We start from the raw sequence: 23941 nt of genomic DNA on the forward strand, positions 1-23941 counted from the left end.
ATCCGGCAAAGCAACATTGAATCCTGTTGAAGTTAAAACTGATCTTATCTATGATTTCCCGACTGAAGCAGGAAAGGTGTATACATTAACATGGAGTGATAAAAGCTCTGAAGGACAATCTGAAACTAAATCTATCTACAATAAAAACTAAAAAATCTATATATGAAAAAGAGTCTAATGAATCCTGTTTTTTTAAGAAATAAAACCCATGTTATTGCAGTGGCAGCCTTACTTTCCATCAGTAATCTCTCTGCACAGACTTTTTCCGACTTCAGCTACCGTGGAAACGATAAAATATATAATGACAACCCTCTTAAACCGGACGAGTTTTATTCTCCGATTTTACAGGGCTGTTACCCCGATCCCAGCATTACCAGAAAAGGCGAAGATTATTATCTTGTGAATTCCTCATTTTCAATGTTTCCGGGAGTCCCGATTTTTACCTCTAAAGATCTGGTAAACTGGAAGCAGGTGGGACACGTTTTAGACAGGCCTTCACAGCTTAAAGTTGAAAAATCAGGCGTTTCCCATGGAATTTATGCACCGGATATCAAATACAATAAGCACAACGATACTTTTTATATGATCACTACCCAGTTTGCAGGTGGTATCGGAAATATGGTCGTAAAAACAAAAGATCCGGCAAAAGGATGGAGCGAAGTTCAGAAACTGAATTTTGAAGGTATTGATCCTTCTATCTTCTTTGATGATGACGGAAAAGCATATATTGTTCATAACGATGCCCCGCCACAAGGTACCGAACAGTACAACGGGCATCGTGTTATCAAGATGTGGGACTATGATCTCGAAAAAGATCAGGTAGTTGCGGGCTCGGACAAGATTATTGTAAACGGCGGCGTGGATCTTTCCCAAAAGCCCATCTGGATTGAAGGTCCCCATATTTACAAAAAGAACGGTAAATATTATCTGATGTGTGCAGAAGGAGGAACCGGCGGTAATCACAGTGAAGTTATTTTTATGTCCGATTCTCCGAAAGGACCTTACGTTCCGGCTGGAAACAACCCGATTCTGACACAGCGCTATTTCCCGAAAGACAGAAAAGAAAAAGTAGACTGGGCAGGCCATGCAGACCTGGTAGAAACGCCGGACGGCCAATATTACGGAGTATTTCTGGCGATACGCCCGAATGAGAAAAACAGAGTCAACAAAGGCCGTGAAACATTCATCCTTCCGGTTGACTGGAGCGGAAAATACCCGGTTTTCCAAAATGGACTGGTTCCGATGAAACCCAAACTGAAATTACCTGCAGGTGTTCAGAATCAAACCGGGCAAAACGGATTTTTACCCAACGGAAACTTTACCTATACTGATAAACTAACCGATAAAAACCTTGACTTCCGATGGATTGCCATGCGTGGACCTCGTGAAAGCTTTATTACGGTTACAAAAAACGGTGTAAAAGTAAACCCTTTTGCAACCAATATCAAGGCATTGGCTCCGGTTTCGGCACTGTTCCACAGATTGCAGCATGAATCATTTGAAACTTCTGTAACCCTGGATTTTAAACCTAAATCAGAAAAAGAACTGGCAGGAATTACCTGTTATCAAAGTGAAACATTCAATTATGTTTTCGGAATCACGAAAAAAGATAAAGATTTCTACATCGTATTGGAAAGAACAGAAAAAGGACAATCAAAGCTGATTGCCAGCGAGAAGATTTCATTATCCAAACCGGTTAAACTGCAGGTGGTTGCCGATAAAGATGAGCATAGCTTTAATTATTCTCTGGATGGCAAGAGCTATAAAAATCTTGGCGGGCCGGTTTCAGGAGATATACTTTCTACGGATGTTGCGGGAGGTTTTACAGGAAGTCTTATCGGGCTGTACAGTACTTCTTCCAACGATATTGTACCGCAATAGTATGAAAGATCTGTCATTCCGAATGAAACGAAGTGAATGAATAATCTCGTCTTTTACTGACAGCAGAGAAAAAATACTTAGTGACAGCAATTAAGTATTTTAAATTGAAAAACTAAGCGTAAAACCAAACACAGTAGTATATTTTGAAAATCAAAAAATCTTATATAGTTTCTTTATTGGGATTTATCGGGCTGAATCTTCTTTCAGCCCAGGTAAATCCTTCCGGAAAACAGGGGACAGCATTTACCAATCCTATCATCTGGGCAGATGCACCGGATTTATCCATTACCAGAAACGGAAATGATTTTTACCTGATCAGTACCACCATGCATCTGATGCCGGGAGCTCCGGTAATGCATTCCAGGGATCTGGTACATTGGGAAATGTCCGGGTATGTTTTCGATACTTTGAATGATAATTCAAAATATGATTTATTGAACGGAACCGTTTACGGCAGAGGCCAATGGGCTTCTTCAATCCGTTATCATAAAGGGAAATATTACGTTTTATTCTCTCCGAATGATGAACCTTTCAAATCTTATTTCTATGTGACTGATCATCCCGAAAAAGGAAAATGGAAACTCATCACCAGAACACGGCATTTTCATGATGCTTCACTGTTTTTCGATGATGATGACAAAGTATATGTTTTCACTTCCAACAAAGTTTTTGAACTGAGTCCTGATTTTAAAGAGGTTATCGGAAATCCGGATGGAACTGAGGTATTTCAGAAAGATGCTTCGGAGACCGGACTTCTGGAAGGAAACCAGATCATCAAAAGAAACGGGAAATATTATATGATGATGATATCCTGGCCCAAAAACGGAAAACGCCGTCAGGTAGTCTACAGAGCAGATAAAGTGACAGGTCCTTACGAGAAAAAAGTAATTCTGGAAGACGATTTTTTAGGATTTTCCTATGCAGGGCAGGGCGCTTTGATTGATGATAAAAACGGAAACTGGTATTCCCTTATTTTCCAGGACAGAAACGGAGTGGGACGCGTTCCGCTGCTGCTTCCCGTACAATGGGAAAATGACTGGCCGGTATTGGGAGATAAAGGAAAAGTTCCTTTGAAAGGAGAAGTTCCGCTTCCGCCATTCAAACCCAAAAATCATCTGGTGGAAAGCGATGAATTCTCTGACAAAAAAATGAAAATTCAATGGCAATGGAATCATAACCCTGTGAATGAAGCATGGTCTTTATCCGAAAGAAAAGGCTTTCTGAGATTGAAAACCAGCAGGGTTGTAGATAATCTGTACGCTGCACCCAATACTTTGACCCAGAGAATGGAAGGCCCTACTTCTTCAGCAGTTGTTGCCATGGATCTCAAAGAAATGAAAGATGGGGACGTTGCAGGTTTCAGTGCTTTCAACGGGGATTCCGGGATTTTATCAATAATAAAGGAAGGTAAAGAAAAATTCATTGTTTTTTCAACCAGCGAAGTGAGCCTGGACAATAAAACGAAAGCCATTACTGGAGTTAAAAAAGAAGAAAAAACGGATTCCTCTCAATTCGGATAAGGTTTTCCTCCGTATTGATGCCGATTTTAACCTCGGGAAAGATCTTGCAGACTTTTATTACAGTACGGATCAGAAGAACTGGACGGAAATGGCAAAAGACTACAAAATGATCTTTGATTACCGGAGATTTTTTATGGGATCAAAATTCGCAGTTTTTAATTATGCGACTAAAAATACCGGAGGTTTCGTAGACGTGGATTTTTTCAGAGTCAATAAAGCCGGGAATGAAAAATAATAAAATTAACAGTGAAAAGTCTGCTGTAAACAGATAAATAAAATAAGTATTCAGATGTTTAAACTTTATTAACCACAAAAGTCAAAGGGTTTCATTCTAAAACACTTGAGTTCACTTAAGTAAGTTTAAAGTGATATCGCAGAAAAGTTCACATAAGATGAAAATCAAAGATTTTCCCAAAACCTAGGTGTACTTATTACACATGAAGTTTGGCTCTGAAAAGATTAAAGTGTTTAAAACTTTTGTGTCTTTTGCGGTTAAAAAATAATCAATTATAAAACTTTAAAACAGCGTTGCTATTATTTTTTTATCTGAAATAATAAGTGTAAAAAATACAAATAAAAATCATGAATAAATCAGTTGTATGGGCTTTAGGACTTGTTTTGTCGGGAATGTTTGTTTCCGCACAAACTCTTGATAAACAGGCGCCGCAGGGTTTCGATGTGGAAAATACTGCTATTTCCCACGGGAAAATTGACACGATTCAATACCAGTCAAAAACTGTTGGAACAACAAGGAAAGCTTTGGTTTACACACCGCCGGGATTCAAAAAAGGGGTAAAATATCCCGTTCTTTATCTTCTTCACGGCATTGGCGGAGATGAAAAAGAATGGTTCAGCCAGGGAAAGCCCAATATTATTCTGGACAATCTGTATGCACAGGGAAAACTGCAGCCGATGATTGTTGTGCTGCCTAACGGTCGTGCAATGAAGGATGACAGGGCGACGGGAAATATCATGGCTCCGGATAAAGTTGAAGCTTTTGCCACCTTTGAAAAAGATCTGCTGAATGATCTGATTCCGTTTGTAGAAAAAATATCCGGTTAAAAAAGACCGTGAAAACCGTGCATTGGCAGGACTGTCAATGGGAGGGGGCAGACACAGAATTTTGCGTTTGGAAACATCGGTAAGTTTGCCTGGCTGGGTGCATTTTCTTCCGCACCCAATACGAAAGAACCCAATAAGCTTTTACCCAATCCGCAAGATGCGTTAAAGCTGAAGCTGATTTTTATTTCCTGCGGTGATGCGGATGGGCTGATGCCTTTCAGTAAAAGAACCAGCGATTATCTGAGAAAAAATAAAATCCCCCATATTTTTTATATAGAGCCGGGTGGCCACGATTTCAAAGTCTGGAAAAATGATTTGTACATTTTTTCACAGCTGTTGTTCAAGCCGGTTGATACAAATAAATTTGATGGATTTACCGTTTTGGGAACTCCTGCAGCAACCAATATCAGAAATGCTCAGTATCCTCAGATCTTTCCCGACGGAAGGGTGATGTTTAAAGTGAAAGCTCCGGAAGCGCAGAAAGTTCAGATCGATTTAGGAAAAAATATGACCTGAAAAAGATGCTGACGGCTTCTGGACAGGCATAACCGATCCTCAAAGCGGAAGTTTCCATTATTATTCTTTGCTGATTGACGGTGTTGCGGTTGCAGATCCGTCCAGCGAAACATTTTACGGAATGGGAAGGTATGCCAGCGGAATTGATATTCCTTTTGAAGGAGATGATTTTTATGCCTTAAAAGACGTTCCGCATGGTGATATCCGTATTAAAAATTTCTATTCTAAAATCACCAATTCCTGGAGAAGGGTTTTTATTTACACCCCGCCGGGTTACGACCAGAATCCTGCTGAATCTTATCCTGCACTGTATATTTTACATGGCGGAGGGGAAGATGAAAGCGGCTGGGCCAGCCAGGGTAAAACCAACCTGATCCTGGATAATCTGATCGCAGAAGGAAAAGCAGAAAAAATGGTCATCATTATGCCGGATGCCAATATCGGACAAGGAGGGATCCGGAATTTTGGTGAGCGCAATCTTCAGATGTTTGAAAAAGAACTGAAGGAATCCATCATTCCGTTTGCCGAATCTGATTACAGAATAAAAAAGGTAAAGAAAACCGTGCATTGGCAGGACTTTCCTTGGGTGGAATTTATACGCTGTATGCCGGAATTCAGAATTCTGATATGTTTTCCGGCCTGGGAGTTTTCAGTTCAGGATATATGCTGCCGATGCTCCAGGATGTTGCCGATAAACAGTATAAATTTTTAAATCAAAATAAATCTGCTTTTTCATCCAATGTCAGAAATTTCTGGATTTCAATGGGTGGAAAAGATGATATTGCTTATGAAAACGGTCAGAAAATGCTGAAAGAACTGGATAAAATAGGAATTACATATTCTTACACCGATTATCCGGGAGGTCATACATGGCCGGTTTGGAGAAACAGCCTGCATCAGTTTGCCCAGGTACTTTTTAAATAGTAAAGCTAGAATCACAAAAGTCACAAAAGCTTTCATTTAAAGCCACTTGAGTTCGCTTAGTAAGTTTAAAATGAAACTGCAGAAAAGTTCATATAAGAAGGCATCAAAAAACTTAAGTGTTTAAAACTTTTGTGCCTTTTTTGGTTAAAAATAATAAATATAAAAGTTAAGACAACTTCAATATTTTAAGTTAATGGTATAAATAGAAATAATTCAAATCTGAAATGAAATGCGCTTTACAAAGATGAACATCAAAACTTCCACTATTACGGTCATCATGTTTTCCGGAATAGTAATAATCAATGCACAGTCTTATCAAAAAACAGATTCAGGATTGAAGTTTTCTGCTGATCACATGAATGTTGAAGTGAAATTGTATGGAGAAAATACGATTAGGATTATTAAATATCCTGCAGGCAGATCATTTGTCAAAAATAGTTTGTCGGTCATAAAGCAGGAGCAGAAAATTAAATTCTCAGTTTCAGAAAAAAATAATATTATTTCATTAAAAACAAATGCTCTGCTGCTTTTCATTAATAGTAAAAATGGAGTGATCACCTATACATTACCATCCGGAAAAGAGCTTTTGAAAGAAACCGCAAATGATTTCAAACCATTTAATGATGCCGGAACGCAGACTTATTCCGTAAGACAGGATTTTCAGCTTGAAAAGGATGAACCCATCTACGGTCTGGGAATCCTGCAAAATGAAAAAATGTCCCAGCGGAATACCGATGTAAAAATGATCCAGAATAATACCTGGGATTTTGTGCCTTTTTTTCAGTCTGTAAAGGGATACGGTATCTTTTGGGATAACTATTCGCCGACACAATTTACGGATACGCCTCAGAAAACATCCTTTTCATCAGAAGTGGGAGATGGTATAGATTATTATTTCATCTACGGAAAAAACGCCGATGGAGTCGTTTCCGGAATGCGTGATCTTACGGGAAAGGTACCTATGCTTCCTTTATGGACATATGGCTACTGGCAAAGCAAAGAACGTTACAAAAGTCAGGATGAACTGGTGGACGTTGTTAAAAAATACCGTGATCTGAAAGTTCCTCTGGACGGGATTATACAGGATTGGCAATACTGGGGAAATAATTACCAGTGGAACGCGATGGATTTCATAAGCCCCGATTTTCCGGATGCTAAAAAATGGTACAGGATATCCATGGCATGAATGCCCGTCTTTCGGTTTCCATCTGGTCATCATTCGGGCCAATGACCAAACAGTACCGTGAAATGGATTCAAAGGACATGCTTTTCAATTTCAGCACGTGGCCGGAATCAGGCAGGGAAGTCTGGCCTCCGGACATGAATTATCCTTCCGGTGTACGCGTTTACGACGCTTATAATCCGGAAGCCAGAAATATATACTGGAAATATCTCAACAAAGGCGTGTTCAGTCTAGGTGTAGATTCCTGGTGGATGGATTCAACAGAACCCGATCATCTCAGCCAGAAAGCGGAAGATCTGGATACTAAAACTTACCTTGGCTCTTTCAGAAAAGTAAGAAATGCGTATCCGCTGATGACGGTAGGCGGTGTTTACGACCATCAGCGTGAAACCACCAGTGATAAAAGGGTTTTTATTTTAACAAGATCAGCGTTTGCAGGCCAGCAGAGATACGCCGCCAACACCTGGTCCGGTGATGTCAATTCCTCCTGGGAAACATTACGTAAACAGGTACCGGCAGGATTGAACTTCAGTCTTACCGGAAACCCGAATTTCAACTCCGATATCGGAGGTTTCTTCGCCGGTACTTACAAAAGAAATGGAGGTTCAAAAAATCCAATGTTCCAGGAACTGTATGTCCGGTGGCTGCAGTATGGAACCTTTACGCCGATGATGCGCTCGCACGGAACTGATGTTGCGAGAGAAATTTACCAGTTTGGGAATAAAGGAAACGTTGTTTATGATGCGATAGAAAAATTCATCAGACTGCGTTACAGTATGTTACCGTATATCTATTCTGTTTCCCATGATGTTTCAAAAAACGGGTCAAGCTTTATGAGAGCCCTTTCCATGGATTTTCCTTCAGACAGAAAAACATGGGATATGAATAATGAATATCTTTTTGGAAAATCATTGTTGGTAGCACCGGTTCTCAATGCCCAATATACCCCTGAAAAGGCCGTTAAAACTGATGAAAATGAAGGGTGGAATAAAACCGATGGCAACAAGGAAAATTCAGTTTCCAACATAGATTTTACCCAAAATAAAACCGTTAAAGTTTATCTCCCGGAAGGAACAGATTGGTTCGACTTCTGGACCAATGAAAAACACAGCGGAGGGAAGGAAATTCAGAAATCTGTCAATCTTCAAAGCATTCCTTTGTATGTAAAAGCAGGAAGCATTATTCCCTTTGGTCCTGATGTTCAATATGCCACTGAGAAAAAATGGGATCATCTTACGGTAAAAGTTTATCCGGGAGCAGATTCAGATTTTATTTTGTATGAAGATGAATTTGATAATTATAATTATGAAAAAGGCAATTACACTGAAATCCCTTTTCATTGGAACGAAAAATCAAAAACACTGACAATAGCTGCCCGAAAAGGAAAGTACAAAGGAATGATTGAGGCAAGAACTTTTATTGTAGTTCTTTCGAATGGTCAACAAAAACCAGTGAATTATTCCGGGAAAAAAGTGAGTATAGATTTTAAATGATAAACCTTATTCATGAAAAAGCGTCACAAAAATAATAAATTGTTAATCCTGTTTCTGTTTTTTGCAGCAAGATTTTTTGCCCAGCAAACCTCAGGAATTCCGGAAAATATCATTTCAGATGATAGAGGTTTTCCTATTGTTTCAAAAGAAGGAAAAGTTACCGGTTTATTTTATGACCAATCAGAAAATATTGCCGTCATTCGTGCTGCAAAAGACTTACAGACCGACATTCAGAAAGTGACAGGGAAACTGCCCAATTTGGGAACAACAGACACTTCCAACGAATTTGAAATCATCATCGGAACTGTTGGAACCAATAAACAGATTGATCAACTGATTTCCTCAAAAAGATCAATACTAAAGATTTGAAAGGAAAATGGGAAAGTTTTGTAATAACGACCATAGAAAATTCAAAATTTCAAAAACAGCTCATCATCGCAGGAAGTGACAGACGGGGAACGATTTATGGAATTTATGAAATATCAAAACAGCTTGGTGTTTCGCCATGGCATTGGTGGAATGATGTTCCCATTCGGAAACGTCCTTCAGCATATGTTATTCCGGGATATTTTGCTTCGGGCGAGCCAAAAGTTAAGTACCGTGGAATTTTTATTAATGATGAAGAACCTGCTTTTGGAACCTGGGCAAGAACGAAATTCGGAGGTATCAACAGCAAAATGTATGCGAATATGTTTGAGCTTCTGTTACGTCTAAGAGCCAATTATCTGTGGCCTGCCATGTGGGGAAAAGCCTTCAACGAAGATGATCCGCTTAATCCGAAAGTAGCCGATGAATATGGAATCATAATGGGAACTTCACACCACGAACCGATGATGAGAGCCCAGAAAGAATGGGGAAATCACCGTAAAGAATACGGAAACGGAGAATGGAATTACCACACCAATAAAGAAGCACTCCTGAAGTTTTGGGAAGACGGATTCCGTCGTAACAAAAATTATGATAATCTCGTAACAATGGGAATGCGCGGTGACGGCGACGAACCGAAATTCGTGCTGATGCGGTTGACGGGGAGGTTTTAGGAATTGTAAAAGTAACAGGAAAAGCCGAAGGTGATATTTTCAAAACCATTAAAACACCGGTGAAAACAGTTACAGGTATTCATGATCTGTACTTCGTATTTAAAGGAGATAGAGATCTTTTCTATTTCGATTGGTGGAAGTGTAATGAAAATTAAAGCTGAATTCAGGAATATCAATAGAAATGGGCTTTAGCCCATTTTATACAGAAGTAGGTGATTGGTTTTAACCAAAACGTATTATTATGAGTTACATTAATTATTAAAATTTTAAAAATGTTCAGATTTAAACTTTTTGTTCTCAGCTTTCTCATTGTCGGATGCTATTTAAATGCACAATCGACCGTTTGGTTAGATCAGTTGGATTTGAGTGTTGTAACACAGGGACACGGAAAACCCGGCATCAATACTTCGGTGGATGGAAAACCTATAACCATTGCCGGCGAAGTTTTCAAAAGAGGCTTCGGAACCCACGCTGAAAGTTCTTTACTGATTACATTAAACGGGAATGTCAAAAAATTCTCAGCCTTAGTAGGAATAGATGATGAGATCAAAGGACAGAACCCTGCTTTGGAATTTGAAATTTACGGTGACAACAAAAAACTTTGGTCTAGCGGAGTAATGAAATTAGGCGATAAAGCAAAGCCTGTTTCCGTTTCGCTGCAAGGTGTGAAACAATTAGAATTAGTCGTAACAGACGGCGGAAACGGACCTTATTATGACCACGCCGATTGGGCAGATGCTAAGTTTGAAACAGCGGATGGTACAAAACTGATAACATTTAACCCGGTTTCGTCAGTACCTTATATTTTGACGCCAAAAGCTGCGGCAATTCCAAAAATTAATTCAGCAGGCATTTACGGAGTTCGTCCTGGCTCACCTTTTTTGTTCAGGGTTGCAGCAACGGGCGACAGACCGATGGCTTTTACGGCAAAAAATCTTCCCGAAGGTTTAAAAATCGATGCTCAAACCGGAATTATTACCGGGAAAATAGAAACAAAAGGAAATTACGAAGTTGTATTGACTGCTGAAAATGCAAAAGGTTCAGCTTCAAAAAAATTGAAGATAGAATGTGGAGACAGAATCGCCCTCACCCCTACAATGGGCTGGAATAGCTGGAACTGCTTCGGGCATGAAGTTTCTGCCGAGAAAGTGAAACGTGCAGCAGATGCCCTTATAAAGTCAGGACTGATCAATCACGGATGGAATTATATCAATATCGATGATTCCTGGCAGTTTAACAGGGAGGGGAAAGACCCTTCATTCCAGGGAAAAATGCGTGATGAAAACGGTTATATCCTGACCAATTCCAAATTTCCGGATATGAAAGGCCTTGCAGAGTACTTGCATAACAATGGACTGAAAATGGGAATTTATTCTTCCCCCGGTCCATGGACCTGTGGCGGATGTGCAGGAAGCTACGGTTACGAAAAACAGGATGCTGAAAGCTACACTAAATGGGGCGTTGATTACCTGAAATACGACTGGTGCAGCTATGGCGGTGTGATTGACGGGCTGCCGGATAATGATCCCAATAAAGTTCCTTCTCTTGCTTTTCAGGGCGGCGGGGATCCGGATAAAGGCGTGAAACCGTTCCAACTGATGGGAAGCCTTTTGAAACAGCAGCCCAGAGACATAGTCTACAACCTCTGCCAATATGGAATGGGCGATGTGTGGAAGTGGGGTGATGAGGTCGGTGCGCAATCCTGGCGTACCACCAATGATATTACAGACACTTGGTCAAGCGTAAAGAATATTGCCCTTGCTCAGGACAAAGCTGCTCCTTTTGCGAAACCCGGAAACCGGAACGATCCGGATATGCTGGTTGTTGGCGTTGTCGGTTGGGGAAATCCACATCAGAGCCGTTTGAAGCCGGATGAACAGTATCTCCATATGAGCTTATGGAGCATTTTTTCAGCCCCGTTGCTCATTGGCTGTGACCTTGAGAAACTGGATGATTTCACCCTAAACCTTCTGACCAATGATGAGGTTATCGCCGTCAATCAGGATGCTTTGGGAAAGCAGGGCGTTTGCTTGCAGACCATCGGCGAACTCAGGATGTATGTCAAAGAACTGGAGGACGGAAGTAAAGCAGTAGCTTTTGCCAATTTCGGAAGGGAAAAAGTAAAGCTGCCGTATAAAGATTTTAAAAAATTAGGAATTTCCGGTGTTCAGACGGTTCGTGACCTTTGGAGGCAGAAGAATATTGCAGAAATCAATACGGACAAAAAAGTCTTTCACTGGACATTCCGGCACATGGCGTTGCTTATTATCAATTCATTTCACTCAAATAATTAAAATATGAATCAGCGAAACCTAAAATATAGTATACTTTCTTTTCTGTTGGCAGGGATCGGTATTTCTGCGCAGAATCCGGTTATTCAGACCCACTTTACGCCAGATCCGGCTCCCATGGTCTATAAAGGAAAAATGTATGTTTATACAGGGGATGATCAGCCGGGATTTGATTTTTATACAATGACCAGATGGCGGGTGTATTCCACAGCAGATATGGTCAATTATACAGACCATGGTTCGCCTATTTCTTTAGAGTCTTTCAGCTGGGCACGGGACAGGGCCTGGGCAGCACAGTGTATTGAAAGAAACGGAAAATTCTACTGGTATATCTGTGCACAGACCGTTGACAACAATATGGCTATTGGGGTAGCGGTGTCTGACAGTCCTGCCGGGCCGTTTAAAGATGCTTTGGGAAAACCTCTGATTTCAACCGGAACCTGGGATAATATTGATCCTACGGTTTTTATAGACGATGACGGACAGGCTTATCTGTACTGGGGAAACAGTAAATTATTTTATGTGAAACTTAATAAAGACATGACTTCTTATCAGGGACAAATCACAGAAATTCCACAGTCTGCAGAAGCCTTCGGCGGGCTGAGACGTCCCGGGAAAAGTGATGAAGTTCTGCAAAAGCAGGAAAAATTTGATGATGTTTATGTAGAAGGGCCATGGCTTTACAAGCGTAACAATCAATATTATATGATGTATGCCGGAATGACCGGAAGGACAGAATGTTTATCCTACTCAACCAGCCCTTCACCAACCGGGCCGTGGAAGTATCAGGGAAAAATAATGACCGACCAGCCGACCAACAGCTTTACCAATCACGGTGGAATTATTGATTTCAAAGGAAAGTCCTACCTGTTTTACCATACCGGATTATTGCCGGCTGGCGGAAGCTACGGACGTTCAACGGCTGTAGAAGAATTCAGATATAATGCTGACGGAACTATTCCGAAGATCACAATAACCAAAGAAGGCGTATCTCCGGCAGGAACCTTAAATCCATACCGGAGAACAGAAGCAGAGACCATGGCATGGTCGGAAAAATGCAGCACTTCCGAAAACAAAAAAAACGGAGTGTATGTCTCTGATGCCAGAGCCGGAGGGTATATCAAAGTCCGTTCGGTGGATTTTGAAAAAGGAGCTTCCGGATTTTCAGCTTCCGTGGCCGCAGGAATTGATGGCGGTATTCTGGAAGTACATCTGGATGATGTTAAAGGACCGAAAATAGCTCAGATGGAGGTTCCAAGAACCGGTGGCTGGGAAGAATTTAAAACGCAGACAACAAAAATTTCAGAATCCGTTTCCGGTGTTCACGATCTGTATTTTGTGTTCCAGGGAAAAAATATTACGGCAGGAAGAAAGCTGTTTAATTTCGATTACTGGAGTTTTCAGAAAAAATAAGATAAAAATTCCCCTTCTTTGGAGGGGTGGCAAAAAACCGGAGATTTTTTGACGGATGGTTAAAATGGCTTGTGTAACAATCTGAGAAACCAGATTTCGAAAACCTTAACGCTCCTTAGTGTTCAAATAAAAGTTAAATATGAAAAAAACAATAAAAGCAATACTTTATCTCTGTTTAACAGGATATTCGGGAATATTATTTTCCCAGAACCCTATTATTCAGACTAATTACACTGCAGATCCTGCACCAATGGTCTACAATGACAGGCTGTATGTGTACACCACACACGATGAAGACGATTCTACCTGGTTTACCATGAACGACTGGAAAGTATATTCCACGAATGATATGGTGAACTGGACAGATCACGGGACAATCCTCTCGTATAAAGATTTCGACTGGGCGAAACGCGATGCCTGGGCCGCACAATGCGTAGAAAGAAACGGAAAGTTTTTTTTATACGTTCCGATGTGGTCCAAAACCAATAACAAAGGCGCTATAGGGGTTGCCGTTGGCGATAGTCCGTTTGGACCTTTTCATGATCCGCTGGGAAAACCTCTTGTTCAGAGCGAATGGGGGATATTGATCCCACGGTTTTTGTGGATGATGACGGACAGGCACACATGTACTGGGGAAATCCCAAACTTAAATACGTAAAACTGAATGAAGATATGATCTCTTATTCCGGAAATATTACAGAAGTTCCGATGACTGAAGAATCATTTGGAAAAAGGGACGGAAAACCTAACCCGGAAAGACCCACAAAATACGAAGAAGGCCCGTGGCTGTACAAAAGGAAAAACCTGTATTATCTTTTCTGGCCGGGTGGCCCGCTTCCTGAATTCATAGGCTATTCTACAGGAAAAACAGCACAGGGACCCTGGAAATATGGAGGCATTGTGATGCCTACGGAAGGAAAATCATTCACCAATCATCCCGGTGTTATTGATTTCCGGGGAAAACCTATTTCTTTTATCACAATGGTGCATTGCCGGGCGGCAGCGGGTTTACAAGATCGGTAAGCCTGGAAGAGCTTACATTCAATAAAGACGGTTCTGTTTCACCGTTTAAAATGACCAACGGAATTACAAAAGCTATCGCTGCAGTTAATCCTTATTCATTCAATCAGGCGGAAATGATTGCCTGGTCGGAAAATGTAAAATCCTATCAGAATAAAGAGGCTGGTGTTTTCATCAAAGCAAAGAAAAATGGAGCGTATACCAGTGTAAAGAATGTGGATTTCCGGAAAAAAGGAGCTGCTGCTTTCTCCGCAAGGGTAGGAACTACCCATAACAGTGATGTAACAATGAGTGTTCATCTGGATGCTGTGAACGGCCCGGTTGCTGCAACGGTAAAGATTCCGCTGACAGGTGGGGATGACCGCTGGGAAACCGTAAAAGTTCAGCTTACTGAAAAAATCACCGGTGTTCATGATCTCTATTTTGTATTCAATGGAAAAGCCTCAACAGATATTATGTATTTCGATTACTGGACCTTTCTTGAAAATAATGAGTTATGAGAAAAAAGTTTTATATATCGTATTCAGCCTGTTTCTGATCTGCAAAAGCTTTGCGCAGGTAGCAGAAATTTCAAGTCCTGACGGACATCTGAAGATTCATGTTTTTTCAGAAGACGGAAAAGCCTTATATGATGTTATCCTTCAGGGAAAAACAATGCTTGAAAAATCCCCGCTGGGTTTGGTAACCAATGAGTCCGATTTTTCAAAGAATCTGAAATTTACCGGCAGTAAAAAAGATATCGTTTCTAAGAAATATACGAACGGAAAAATCAAAAAATCTGAGGTCAATTATAATGCGAATACTTTGACCGTTAATTTCACCAACGCAGACCAGCATCAGATAGGCATTGAATTTCAGGTCAGCAACAACAATATTGCTTTCCGCTACCATATTCCACCGGTGAAAGAACGGCTGAGTGTTGTGGTACAGTCAGAAACCACAGGGTACAGATTCCCGTCACAGTCCACTACTTTTCTTTCCCCTATGATGAAGCCGATGACGGGATTTGCCCGTACAGCGCCAAGTTATGAAAGTGGTTATAAAGCCGATGCTGAGCTGGGAATACCATCTGATTATGGGTACGTCTTCCCTGGGCTGTTCCATATCGGAAATGAGGGCTGGGTATTACTTTCCGAGACAGGAGTGAACAGTACGTATTGTGCTTCACACCTTGAAACTACAGCAGAAAAAAGTCTTTATAAAGTAGCTTATCCGAATATTGCTGAAAATAACGGTTTCGGAAGTACCGGAGCAGCTGTTTCTCTTCCCGGAAAAACACCGTGGAGAACAATTACAGTGGGGAATTCTTTGAAATCCATCGTAGAGACTACGATTCCTTTTGATGTCGTGGATCCGATGTATGAGCCTTCACAGGATTATCAGTTCGGGAAATCTACCTGGAGCTGGATTCTGTGGCAGGATAACAGTATGAACTATGATGACCAGGTGAAATTCATCGATCTCGCTGCTGCGCTGAAATATCAGTTTATTCTTATTGATGCGCTTTGGGATAAAAATATTGGAAAAGAACGAATGAAAAGCCTCGTTCAATATGCAAAATCGAAGAATGTCGGGGTATTGCTTTGGTATAATTCCAACGGAGCAGCCAATGATGCACCGATGGGACCGAGAAACAAAATGAGTTCATCCGTTGAACGTAAAAAGGAAATGAAATGGCTGAAAGAAGCAGGGGTAAAAGGACTGAAAGTGGATTTCTTCGGAGGAGACAAACAGGAAACCATGCGTCTTTATGAAGATATTTTATCAGATGCCAATGATTATGGACTAACCATTATTTTTCACGGAGCCACTTTGCCGAGAGGCTGGGAAGTGATGTACCCGAATTATGCAGGAAGTGAAGCGGTTCTGGCCTCAGAAATGCTCTATTTCTCAGAAGATGTACGGAAACAGGAAGCTTTTTTGCCACGCTTCATCCTTTTATCAGGAATACGGTGGGAAGTATGGAGTTTGGCGGGACTTTCCTCAACAAATATTTAACAAAATCCAACAGGGATAAAAATAAAAGACATACCACAGACGGCTTTCAGCTGGCTACGGCAGTGCTGTTTCAGAATCCCGTTCAGATGTTTGGTATCATGCCGAATAACCTGACCGATGCTCCGGAGTTTCAGCTCAGCTTTATGAAAGAAGTTCCGACCCTTTGGGATGAGACAGTTTTCATCGACGGTTATCCCGGAAAATATGCTGTGGTGGCGAGAAGACATCAGAATCAATGGTATGTGGCTGGTGTAAATGCTGAAAAACAATCCCGGAAACTGAAAATAAAACTTCCGATGTTTGCCGGGAAAACCGTAAAGCTTATCAATGATGATGCAAAAGGAAGCTCATCAGAGAAAGAAATAAAAGTAAATGTAAAAGGAGATTTCAGCATTGAAATTCAGTCGCAGGGTGGTTTTGTACTGAAAAATTAACAGAAGTAAACCTTATAGGTTTTTAAAACCTATAAGGTTTGAAGAGATTGGGCTTTGCCTGCAGATCTATGCTGCAGAACCGTTTATCAGTACTGAGAAAATCCCCCGACGGAGGATTTGTAGTAAGAAATTAAAGGCTTGATAAAACAAAAAACAGAAAAAATGCGCTTCAAAAACTTATACATCTTTATCATCTCGGGATTTTTGGTTTCCTGCTCTTCCTCACAAAGTCTGGAAAAGCAGTCATCCAAAGACCGCTGGCTTACCACCTGGGCAACAGCTCCCCAATTGGTGGAACCCAAAAATCTTCCACCGGAACCGGGGCTTTCGGGGAACACCCTGCGTCAGATTGTGCGTGTATCTGTAGGTGGAAAAAAACTGCGGTTACGTTTTTCCAACAAATATTCCATGGATAGCCTGGCGGTAAAAGCCGTTTCTATTGCCGTGCCATCCGATAGCAGCAATGTGGATGCAGCCACTATCAGATCATTAACGTTTGAGAAGAAAAACAATTTTAAAATTGCTCCCGGATCTGATATTTATTCTGATGAGGTGAACTTTAATCTGAAGCCTAATTCGCTGCTGGCCATTACCATTTCTTACACAAAAGTAACCCAATCCATTACCGGACATCCGGGTTCAAGAACAACTTCTTTTATTGTTAAAGGTGAGCAGACCAATGCTGCGGTATTTAAAAATCCTGTAAAAACAGATCATTGGTATTCGCTTTTTAACATTGATGTGAAGACCGTTGAACCTTCATATGCTGTGGCAGTCATGGGAAATTCTATTACCGACGGAAGAGGGTCGGGAACCAACAGACAGAATCGCTGGCCGGATATTTTTTCTCAGCGGTTACTGACGAATCCTTCTACCCGGAATATAAGTGTCCTTAATTTCGGGATTGGGGGAATTGTGTGGTCCGTGGCGGACTGGGCCCTACAGCATTAGACCGTTTTGATTATAACATTCTCAATCAGCAGGGCGTAAAATGGCTGATCATTCTGGAAGGAGTGAATGATCTGGGAGGAACAAGAGATCCTGATGATGCTTCCAAAAGAACAGAAGAGCTGATTGCCGCTTATCAGGTAATGATTGATAAGGCACATGCTAACGGAATTAAAGTATACGGAGCCACGATTCTTCCTTTCGCGAAGTCGTTTTATGACAAACCTTTCCGTATTGAGGCCTGGAAAAAAGTAAACGACTGGATCAGAAACAGCGGGAAGTTTGATGCCGTCATTGATTTTGCCAAACACATGCAGAGTGAAAATCCGGAGGTCATCTTAAACGATATGCACGATCATGATTTCCTTCATCCCAATGAAGCCGGCTACAGAAGAATGGGAGAATTTGTTGATCTGAACTTATTTAAAAATTAAAATCAAAAAGATATAGTATGAATTTTACAAAAAACATTTCGTTGTTTCTTACATTGTTGTTTATATTTTTTGTAAAAGCAGCCGAACCTTTTATTTCTTTTGCTAGGACAGAAAATTCGGTGGTATTGAAAGAAAACAATTCAGGGTTGATGCTGTTTTCAGATAACGATTCGGACAAAGGAATTCTGCGTGCCGTTACGAATCTTCAATCCGATTTTCAAAAAGTAACCGGTGTTCTGCCGCATCTTATTTCCCAAAATTCCAGTGTGACCGGAATGATCATTATTATTGGTGAAGCAGGTAAAAGCAAGGCCATTGATGGTTTAATAAGACAAAAAAAGCTGGATGGAAAGGCATTGGCAGGGAAAAGGGAAAAATATATCATTCAGAATGTCAGTAATCCTTTTCCGGGCGTTTCTGAGGCTATTGTGATTGCAGGAAGCGATAAAAGGGGAACTGTTTATGGGATCTATGAAATGTCTCAGCAGATAGGCGTTTCGCCCTGGTATTACTGGGCAGATGTTCCGGTTCCGGTAAAAGAAAATTTATATTTCAAAAAAGGAATCTATACCGATGGAGAGCCTGCGGTAGAGTATCGCGGTATTTTCCTTAATGATGAAGAGCCTTCACTCGGAGGATGGGCGAGAGCAACTTTTGGAGGGGTAAACAGTAAATTTTATGAAAAAGTTTTTGAACTGATTCTGCGTCTTAAAGGAAACTATATCTGGCCTGCAATGTGGGGAAAGGCATTCTATGACGATGATGCTCTGAGCGGACCGTTAGCGAATGAAATGGGTGTTGTCATGGGAACTTCGCACCATGAGCCTATGGCTTTGGCACAAACCGACTGGCACAGGTATATCAAAAAAAATAACCTCCCGAATGTCTGGGACTACTCTAAAAACGCAGAAGTGCTGCAAAAATTCTGGAAATCCGGACTCGAAAGAAGCAAAAACTGGGAAAAGCTCGTTACAGTGGGAATGCGGGGTGACGGCGACGAAGCGATGGGAGAAGGAACCAATATTTCCCTGCTCGAGAAAATTGTAAAAGATCAGCGCAAAATCATTGCAGATGTTACGGGGAGAAAAGCAGAGAAAACACCTCAGGTCTGGGCACTGTATAAAGAAGTTCAGGACTATTATGATAAAGGAATGCGGGTTCCGGATGATGTGATCCTGCTGTTCTGTGATGATAACTGGGGAAATGTAAGAAAGCTTCCGGACCTTTCAAAACCTTTGCATAAAGGAGGCTATGGAATCTATTACCACTTCGATTATGTAGGAGGTCCGAGAAATTCCAAATGGATCAACATAAGCCCCATCCAGAGAGTCTGGGAACAGATGAATCTTTCTTATGAACATAAGGTAGATAAGCTTTGGGTAGTGAATGTGGGAGATTTAAAACCCATGGAGTTTCCGGTCAGTTTTTTTCTGGAAATGGCCTGGAATCCCAAACAGTTTAATGCTAAAAACCTTTTGGAATATACTGAAAAATGGGCTGCTCAGCAGTTTGGTGAAAAACACGCAAAAGAAATTGCGAAGATGATTAATCTGTATTCCAAATACAACAGAAGAGTAACTCCTGAAACCCTTGACAGCAAAACGTACAGCCTTGAGAACTACCATGAATTTGAAACGGTTTTAAATGATTACAGAGCATTAGCCGTAGAAGCTTTACGGTTAAAAGAGCAGATTCCGGCAGAATACCAGGATGCCTATTATCAGTTGGTTTTGTATCCAATAGATGCGTGCAGTAATTTATACGAAATGTACTACGCAGTAGCAAAAAACAGGGAACTGGCAGCGAAAAAAGATCCGGAAGCTAATTTCTACGCAGATAAAGTGAAGGCATGTTTTGAAAGAAACGCTTATCTGGACAATCAATACAATAATGTGATTGCCGGCGGGAAATGGAAGCATATGATGGATCAGATGAGGATAGGATATAAAAGCTGGGCAGACGGAAAAGAAAATATAATGCCTGAAGTGACCTATATTTCTGATGCTGAGATTCCCAAAGAAAAGATATTTCAGGAGAAAAACGGGTGTGTTTCCATTGAGGCAGAAAATTTTGCAAGAATGAGCAATTCTGACCGGATCCATTGGGAAGTGATTCCTGATTTCGGAAAAACAAAGTCGGGAGTGACAACGTTTCCACAGAATGCCTATCCAAAAGCTGATGAAAATATCTGGCTTGAATATGATATAAACTTTGAATCCAAAGGAGAATTTGAGGTTGAGCTTCTTTTAGCACCGACTTTAAATTTTAACCACAACAAGGGACTCCGTTACGAAATTTCATTGGATGATCAGCCTGCACAGGTTGTGAATTTCAACGGCCATTACAAAGGAGAATTGGGAAGATGGCAGTCAGAACATATTATTAAATCCGTTACAAAACATTCGGTTCAGCAGGCTGGAAAACATACCTTACGTTTCAGAGTGCTGGAACCCGGCATTGTCCTTGAAAAACTCCTGATCAACACCGGAGGATTAAAACCTTCTTACCTGGGCGCTCCAGAAAGTGAAATGCTTCACTGAGTGACCAATACTCATCACAAACAATACTTTAATTATGAAACACTAATCTTAATTCACATTCCAATCTGAAATACAGTTCCCTGACAGAGAATGAAGAGAAAAACAGCGGATGATTTTGTAAACAGCTTTATTTAACAGATCGCTGCCTGATCTATTTCAGGGTATTTTCCTGACGGTTTCTGAAAATGAACTGTCTTGATAGGGAATCTATTGCCCTTACTTTAATTGTTAACAGTCAAAATCACGAATATTTAAAACTAAACCATTATGAAAAAACTTTTAAATCTTGTCAGCATTCATTCTGTATGCTTGTTTTTCAGCTGTCTGGTGCATGGGCAGCTTACCACTGTAAAAATTGATAAGAACACATCTTATCAGAAAATAAAAGGGTTCGGGGGATTTGTATGCAGTCCCCAGTTTGCGTATAACCATATGTCTACCTCAGAAATTCAGACGCTTTGGGGCGCTTCCAGTGAAGGCGGATATAATATTATGAGATTATATATCCCTGAAAACAGCAGCAACTGGAGTTCCGTACTGGCTACAGCACAGCTGGCCAAATCTATGGGACTTACCATTTTTGCTTCGCCCTGGACCATGCCTGCAGCCTGGAAAACCAATAACCATGTCAATGCTGTTTACACTGATGCTAACGGAGTACAGCAGATCGGATATTTAAAACCGGAAAATTATCAGGACTATGCCCTTTATCTTAACAGTTTTGTTACCTATCTTCAGAACAACGGAGTTGATCTCGATTATATCTCCATTCAAAATGAACCGGATGAAATGGCCCAGTATCAGGGATGTATATGGACGCCTGCACAGATTACCACTTTTATCAAGAATTACGGGCAGCTCATCAATTGTAAAGTGATTGCCCCGGAAAGTGTGGGATTTACGGATAATTTTGCCAGTGCGTTGCTGGATCCTGCGGCAATGGCTAATTTTGAAGTGTATGGCGGGCATCAATATGGGCTTATGCAGTCTACCTACAAACAATTTCAGAATTATAACAAAGAAATCTGGCAGACAGAATATCTGATCAACTGGAACTCTTCATCTACCCAGCCGGCCCGTGACTTCAGCTGGAATACAGATGCGTTTACTTTCGCCGGCAGTGTCAACAATGCATTATTGGGTAATGTCAATGCCTGGATCCATTACTCTGCCAAACGTTATTATGGCTTAATGGGGGACGGAACTTACGGAACTCCTGCAGGTGTAATGACCAAAAGAGGCTATATTCTTTCACATTATGCCAAATACACAACAGGAAAGACGAGAATAGAAGCCAAATGGGATGACAAAACCGGAGTATTACAGGGATCTTCCTATATTTCCCAGGATGGTAATCAGGTCGTTCTTATGGTCATCAATCCTTCTCAGAACACGTATAGTTTGAAGGTTGACCTGCCTTTTTACACAACTTCAGGAACAAAAGTACTGACCAATACACAATCCAATATGGTGAGTACACCTATTTCTTTGAGTACGGCAACATTCCGGCCTACTGCTGATATCAGCCCTTCCAGTGTCATGACATTTGTTTTTAACAAAAGCGGCGACAGGCCTGCTTCTCTCATGACAGGCGGAGATATTCATTATAATAAAATCGAAACACAAACGGCTACCAGTACATCTTTTGGAACAGGATTCAATATCAGCAATACAACGGTGACATTCTCCAATCCAAGTCCTCTTATCAGCAATAATATGACTGCGGCTAACGGATATCTTCAGCTTAATGACCGGTATAATAAGCTGATCCTGCATGTAAACAGCTATACAACGGCGGGACAAAGCTATTCGGACAATACTACTTTATACTATATCAACAGCCAGGGGGTAACGAAATCATATAATTACGGAAAGATTAATTTTCCGCAGGGAGGAAATTTCGATATCACATTCGATATTTCAAGACAGGTGCTTACAGACGGATGCAAAGGAATTTTAGGACTGAGAAATTCCAATTACAGCTCTGTCCTTACGCTTAATCTGGGCGATGTTTATTTCAATGTGGGTAATGAAATTGCTTCAAAATTCGGAGGTACCTATTCTGCAAGCGACAGCTATCTGATGGATGCCCTGGAAAATGGCTACTACACTTCTGTAGACTTCAGAAATACAGCAGGAATTACTTCCTCCAATAACTGGCAGCCTATGAGTGCTAACACTAACAGCATTTATTATGTGAATTCAAACGTAAGTTCATCTGCCGATAATGTGATCTCCGGTACTACATGTTCAAATCTTGTCCTTTCCGGTCAGGGTATGGATTTTCAGGTACCATTTAACTTTACAGCCAATACAGCTTCTTACAGCCGTACATTTAATGGTTACGATGTGCTGATCCTGCCGTTCCAGGCTAATGTGCCGTCCGGAATTACTGCCTATACGATGTCACCGGGAGCAAGCAATATCAACTGTACCGCAATTTCAAACGGAATCATTCCTGCAAACACTCCGGTAATCATCAACGCGACAGGAAATATTACTTTCAGCGGTACAGGAAACGTCTCCACTCCTAAAGCAATTACTGTTAACCAGATGAACGGAGTTTATCAGAGCATTAAAGTTCCTGCCAACGCTTATGTGCTGAAAACAGAAAACGGAGTAACAGGCTTCTATAAAGTAACAGCCGGAAGTGAACCTGTAATAGGATCTTTCAAAGCCTATCTTACAGAAGAAAATGCCTATTCTGCCAACCTTCTTCCTTTAAATTTCGGATCGTTAAATGCCAGAAACATTCCTGATGAAGCTAAAAAAGAAGTTGTGAAAATATATCCTAATCCGGCAAAAGCAGACCTTTTCATTGATTCTGATCTTTCAGAAGCTGCTGCCACCATTTTTGATGCAAAAGGAAGTGTCATCAGAGCCGGATTGAAAATAAGTTCAGGGAAAAACCAAATTAATGTGGGAGATTTCCCCGCGGGTATTTACTTTATTGAGGTTGCTCAAAAAAATAATACAGTAGTAAAACAAAAATTTGTCAAAGAATAAACTGAATCCAAAGCCATCATGAGCATTGCTTATGGTGGCTTTATTTCCACAATTTGGTAGATGAAAACCAAAAGTAAGCAGGATTTACCATTAATTTAAGTGTATTATTTACATTTATTTAAAATAGAACGTTATATTTGTTTTTTAGTGCATTTCTGCTCAGTGACAGGGGCAATTTGTATAAAATAATAATGAAAACATAATTATCGGTGAAGATCTGTGAAATCAGTGGTTTGAA

At 40.8% G+C, this 23941-nt stretch carries 23 protein-coding genes and 1 pseudogene; all 24 read left to right on the forward strand.

Annotated elements, in window-relative coordinates:
- Positions 1–16 precede the first annotated feature (16 nt).
- The 24 genes and pseudogenes from OWR28_RS09290 to OWR28_RS09400 all read left to right on the forward strand — a co-directional run bounded on the left by OWR28_RS09290 (position 17) and on the right by OWR28_RS09400 (position 23703).
- Positions 17–151 carry a hypothetical protein gene (locus OWR28_RS09290; RefSeq protein ID WP_332386397.1) on the forward strand — a complete coding sequence of 45 codons (135 nt, stop codon included), beginning with the start codon at positions 17–19 and terminating at the stop codon, positions 149–151.
- 11 nt (positions 152–162) lie between these two features.
- Positions 163–1881, forward strand: a complete 1719-nt coding sequence (locus tag OWR28_RS09295; RefSeq protein WP_332386398.1) for a glycoside hydrolase family 43 protein — start codon at positions 163–165, stop codon at positions 1879–1881.
- Between the two features lie 143 nt (positions 1882–2024).
- Entirely contained in the window at positions 2025–3401 is a 1377-nt protein-coding gene (locus OWR28_RS09300; protein WP_332386399.1) for a glycoside hydrolase 43 family protein, read from the forward strand.
- A 13-nt stretch (positions 3402–3414) separates the two neighbouring features.
- Positions 3415–3636 carry a beta-xylosidase family glycoside hydrolase gene (locus OWR28_RS09305; RefSeq protein WP_332387430.1) on the forward strand — a complete coding sequence of 74 codons (222 nt, stop codon included), beginning with the start codon at positions 3415–3417 and terminating at the stop codon, positions 3634–3636.
- A gap of 347 nt (positions 3637–3983) precedes the next feature.
- A complete protein-coding gene (locus tag OWR28_RS09310) occupies positions 3984–4463 on the forward strand; it encodes an alpha/beta hydrolase-fold protein (RefSeq protein ID WP_332386400.1) in 480 nt (159 codons plus the stop codon).
- Between the two features lie 210 nt (positions 4464–4673).
- On the forward strand, positions 4674–4979 hold the full coding sequence (locus tag OWR28_RS09315) for a hypothetical protein (protein ID WP_332386401.1): 306 nt from the start codon (positions 4674–4676) through the stop codon (positions 4977–4979).
- 67 nt (positions 4980–5046) lie between these two features.
- Complete coding sequence (locus OWR28_RS09320; protein ID WP_332386402.1) at positions 5047–5691, forward strand: alpha/beta hydrolase-fold protein; 645 nt, start codon at positions 5047–5049, stop codon at positions 5689–5691.
- Positions 5592–5903 (forward strand): hypothetical protein, encoded by a 312-nt coding sequence (locus OWR28_RS09325; protein WP_332387431.1) that lies wholly within the window; start codon positions 5592–5594, stop codon positions 5901–5903. The genes OWR28_RS09320 and OWR28_RS09325 overlap by 100 nt, the downstream gene beginning before the upstream one ends.
- 355 nt (positions 5904–6258) lie before the next feature.
- Positions 6259–7823 (forward strand): annotated as a pseudogene (locus tag OWR28_RS09330) (glycoside hydrolase family 31 protein); the annotation flags it as partial.
- Positions 7824–7967: 144 nt separating this feature from the next.
- Complete coding sequence (locus OWR28_RS09335; RefSeq protein WP_332387432.1) at positions 7968–8579, forward strand: DUF5110 domain-containing protein; 612 nt, start codon at positions 7968–7970, stop codon at positions 8577–8579.
- A 12-nt stretch (positions 8580–8591) separates the two neighbouring features.
- Positions 8592–8948 carry a hypothetical protein gene (locus tag OWR28_RS09340; protein WP_332386404.1) on the forward strand — a complete coding sequence of 119 codons (357 nt, stop codon included), beginning with the start codon at positions 8592–8594 and terminating at the stop codon, positions 8946–8948.
- Positions 8945–9619 carry a glycosyl hydrolase 115 family protein gene (locus OWR28_RS09345; protein WP_332386405.1) on the forward strand — a complete coding sequence of 225 codons (675 nt, stop codon included), beginning with the start codon at positions 8945–8947 and terminating at the stop codon, positions 9617–9619. The genes OWR28_RS09340 and OWR28_RS09345 overlap by 4 nt, the downstream gene beginning before the upstream one ends.
- A gap of 2 nt (positions 9620–9621) precedes the next feature.
- Positions 9622–9774, forward strand: coding sequence for a carbohydrate-binding protein (locus tag OWR28_RS26930; protein ID WP_494168462.1), 153 nt, complete (start codon positions 9622–9624; stop codon positions 9772–9774).
- Between the two features lie 117 nt (positions 9775–9891).
- Positions 9892–11913: an NPCBM/NEW2 domain-containing protein gene (locus OWR28_RS09350; protein ID WP_332386406.1), complete on the forward strand. Its 2022-nt coding sequence runs from the start codon at positions 9892–9894 to the stop codon at positions 11911–11913.
- Positions 11914–11916: 3 nt separating this feature from the next.
- The gene (locus OWR28_RS09355) at positions 11917–13323 is read left to right on the forward strand and encodes a glycoside hydrolase family 43 protein (RefSeq protein WP_332386407.1); all 1407 of its coding nucleotides are present in this window, start codon (positions 11917–11919) and stop codon (positions 13321–13323) included.
- A gap of 139 nt (positions 13324–13462) precedes the next feature.
- Complete coding sequence (locus tag OWR28_RS09360; protein WP_332386408.1) at positions 13463–13981, forward strand: family 43 glycosylhydrolase; 519 nt, start codon at positions 13463–13465, stop codon at positions 13979–13981.
- Positions 13948–14346 carry a family 43 glycosylhydrolase gene (locus tag OWR28_RS09365; RefSeq protein ID WP_332386409.1) on the forward strand — a complete coding sequence of 133 codons (399 nt, stop codon included), beginning with the start codon at positions 13948–13950 and terminating at the stop codon, positions 14344–14346. Before OWR28_RS09360 ends, OWR28_RS09365 begins: the two co-directional genes overlap by 34 nt.
- The gene (locus tag OWR28_RS09370) at positions 14313–14843 is read left to right on the forward strand and encodes a carbohydrate-binding protein (RefSeq protein ID WP_332386410.1); all 531 of its coding nucleotides are present in this window, start codon (positions 14313–14315) and stop codon (positions 14841–14843) included. The genes OWR28_RS09365 and OWR28_RS09370 overlap by 34 nt, the downstream gene beginning before the upstream one ends.
- Positions 14833–16341: a glycoside hydrolase family 97 N-terminal domain-containing protein gene (locus OWR28_RS09375; protein WP_332386411.1), complete on the forward strand. Its 1509-nt coding sequence runs from the start codon at positions 14833–14835 to the stop codon at positions 16339–16341. The genes OWR28_RS09370 and OWR28_RS09375 overlap by 11 nt, the downstream gene beginning before the upstream one ends.
- A complete protein-coding gene (locus OWR28_RS09380; RefSeq protein WP_332386412.1) occupies positions 16305–16775 on the forward strand; it encodes a glycoside hydrolase family 97 C-terminal domain-containing protein in 471 nt (156 codons plus the stop codon). The genes OWR28_RS09375 and OWR28_RS09380 overlap by 37 nt, the downstream gene beginning before the upstream one ends.
- Before the next feature lie 162 nt (positions 16776–16937).
- Positions 16938–17726 (forward strand): hypothetical protein, encoded by a 789-nt coding sequence (locus OWR28_RS09385; RefSeq protein ID WP_332386413.1) that lies wholly within the window; start codon positions 16938–16940, stop codon positions 17724–17726.
- On the forward strand, positions 17693–18157 hold the full coding sequence (locus tag OWR28_RS09390) for a GDSL-type esterase/lipase family protein (RefSeq protein WP_332386414.1): 465 nt from the start codon (positions 17693–17695) through the stop codon (positions 18155–18157). Before OWR28_RS09385 ends, OWR28_RS09390 begins: the two co-directional genes overlap by 34 nt.
- Positions 18158–18276: 119 nt before the next feature.
- The gene (locus OWR28_RS09395; protein WP_332387433.1) at positions 18277–20697 is read left to right on the forward strand and encodes a glycosyl hydrolase 115 family protein; all 2421 of its coding nucleotides are present in this window, start codon (positions 18277–18279) and stop codon (positions 20695–20697) included.
- A 267-nt stretch (positions 20698–20964) separates the two neighbouring features.
- Positions 20965–23703 carry a T9SS type A sorting domain-containing protein gene (locus tag OWR28_RS09400; protein WP_332386415.1) on the forward strand — a complete coding sequence of 913 codons (2739 nt, stop codon included), beginning with the start codon at positions 20965–20967 and terminating at the stop codon, positions 23701–23703.
- Positions 23704–23941 lie beyond the last annotated feature (238 nt).

This window comes from Chryseobacterium sp. 1B4, from assembly GCF_036631475.1.
Lineage (GTDB): Bacteria > Bacteroidota > Bacteroidia > Flavobacteriales > Weeksellaceae > Chryseobacterium.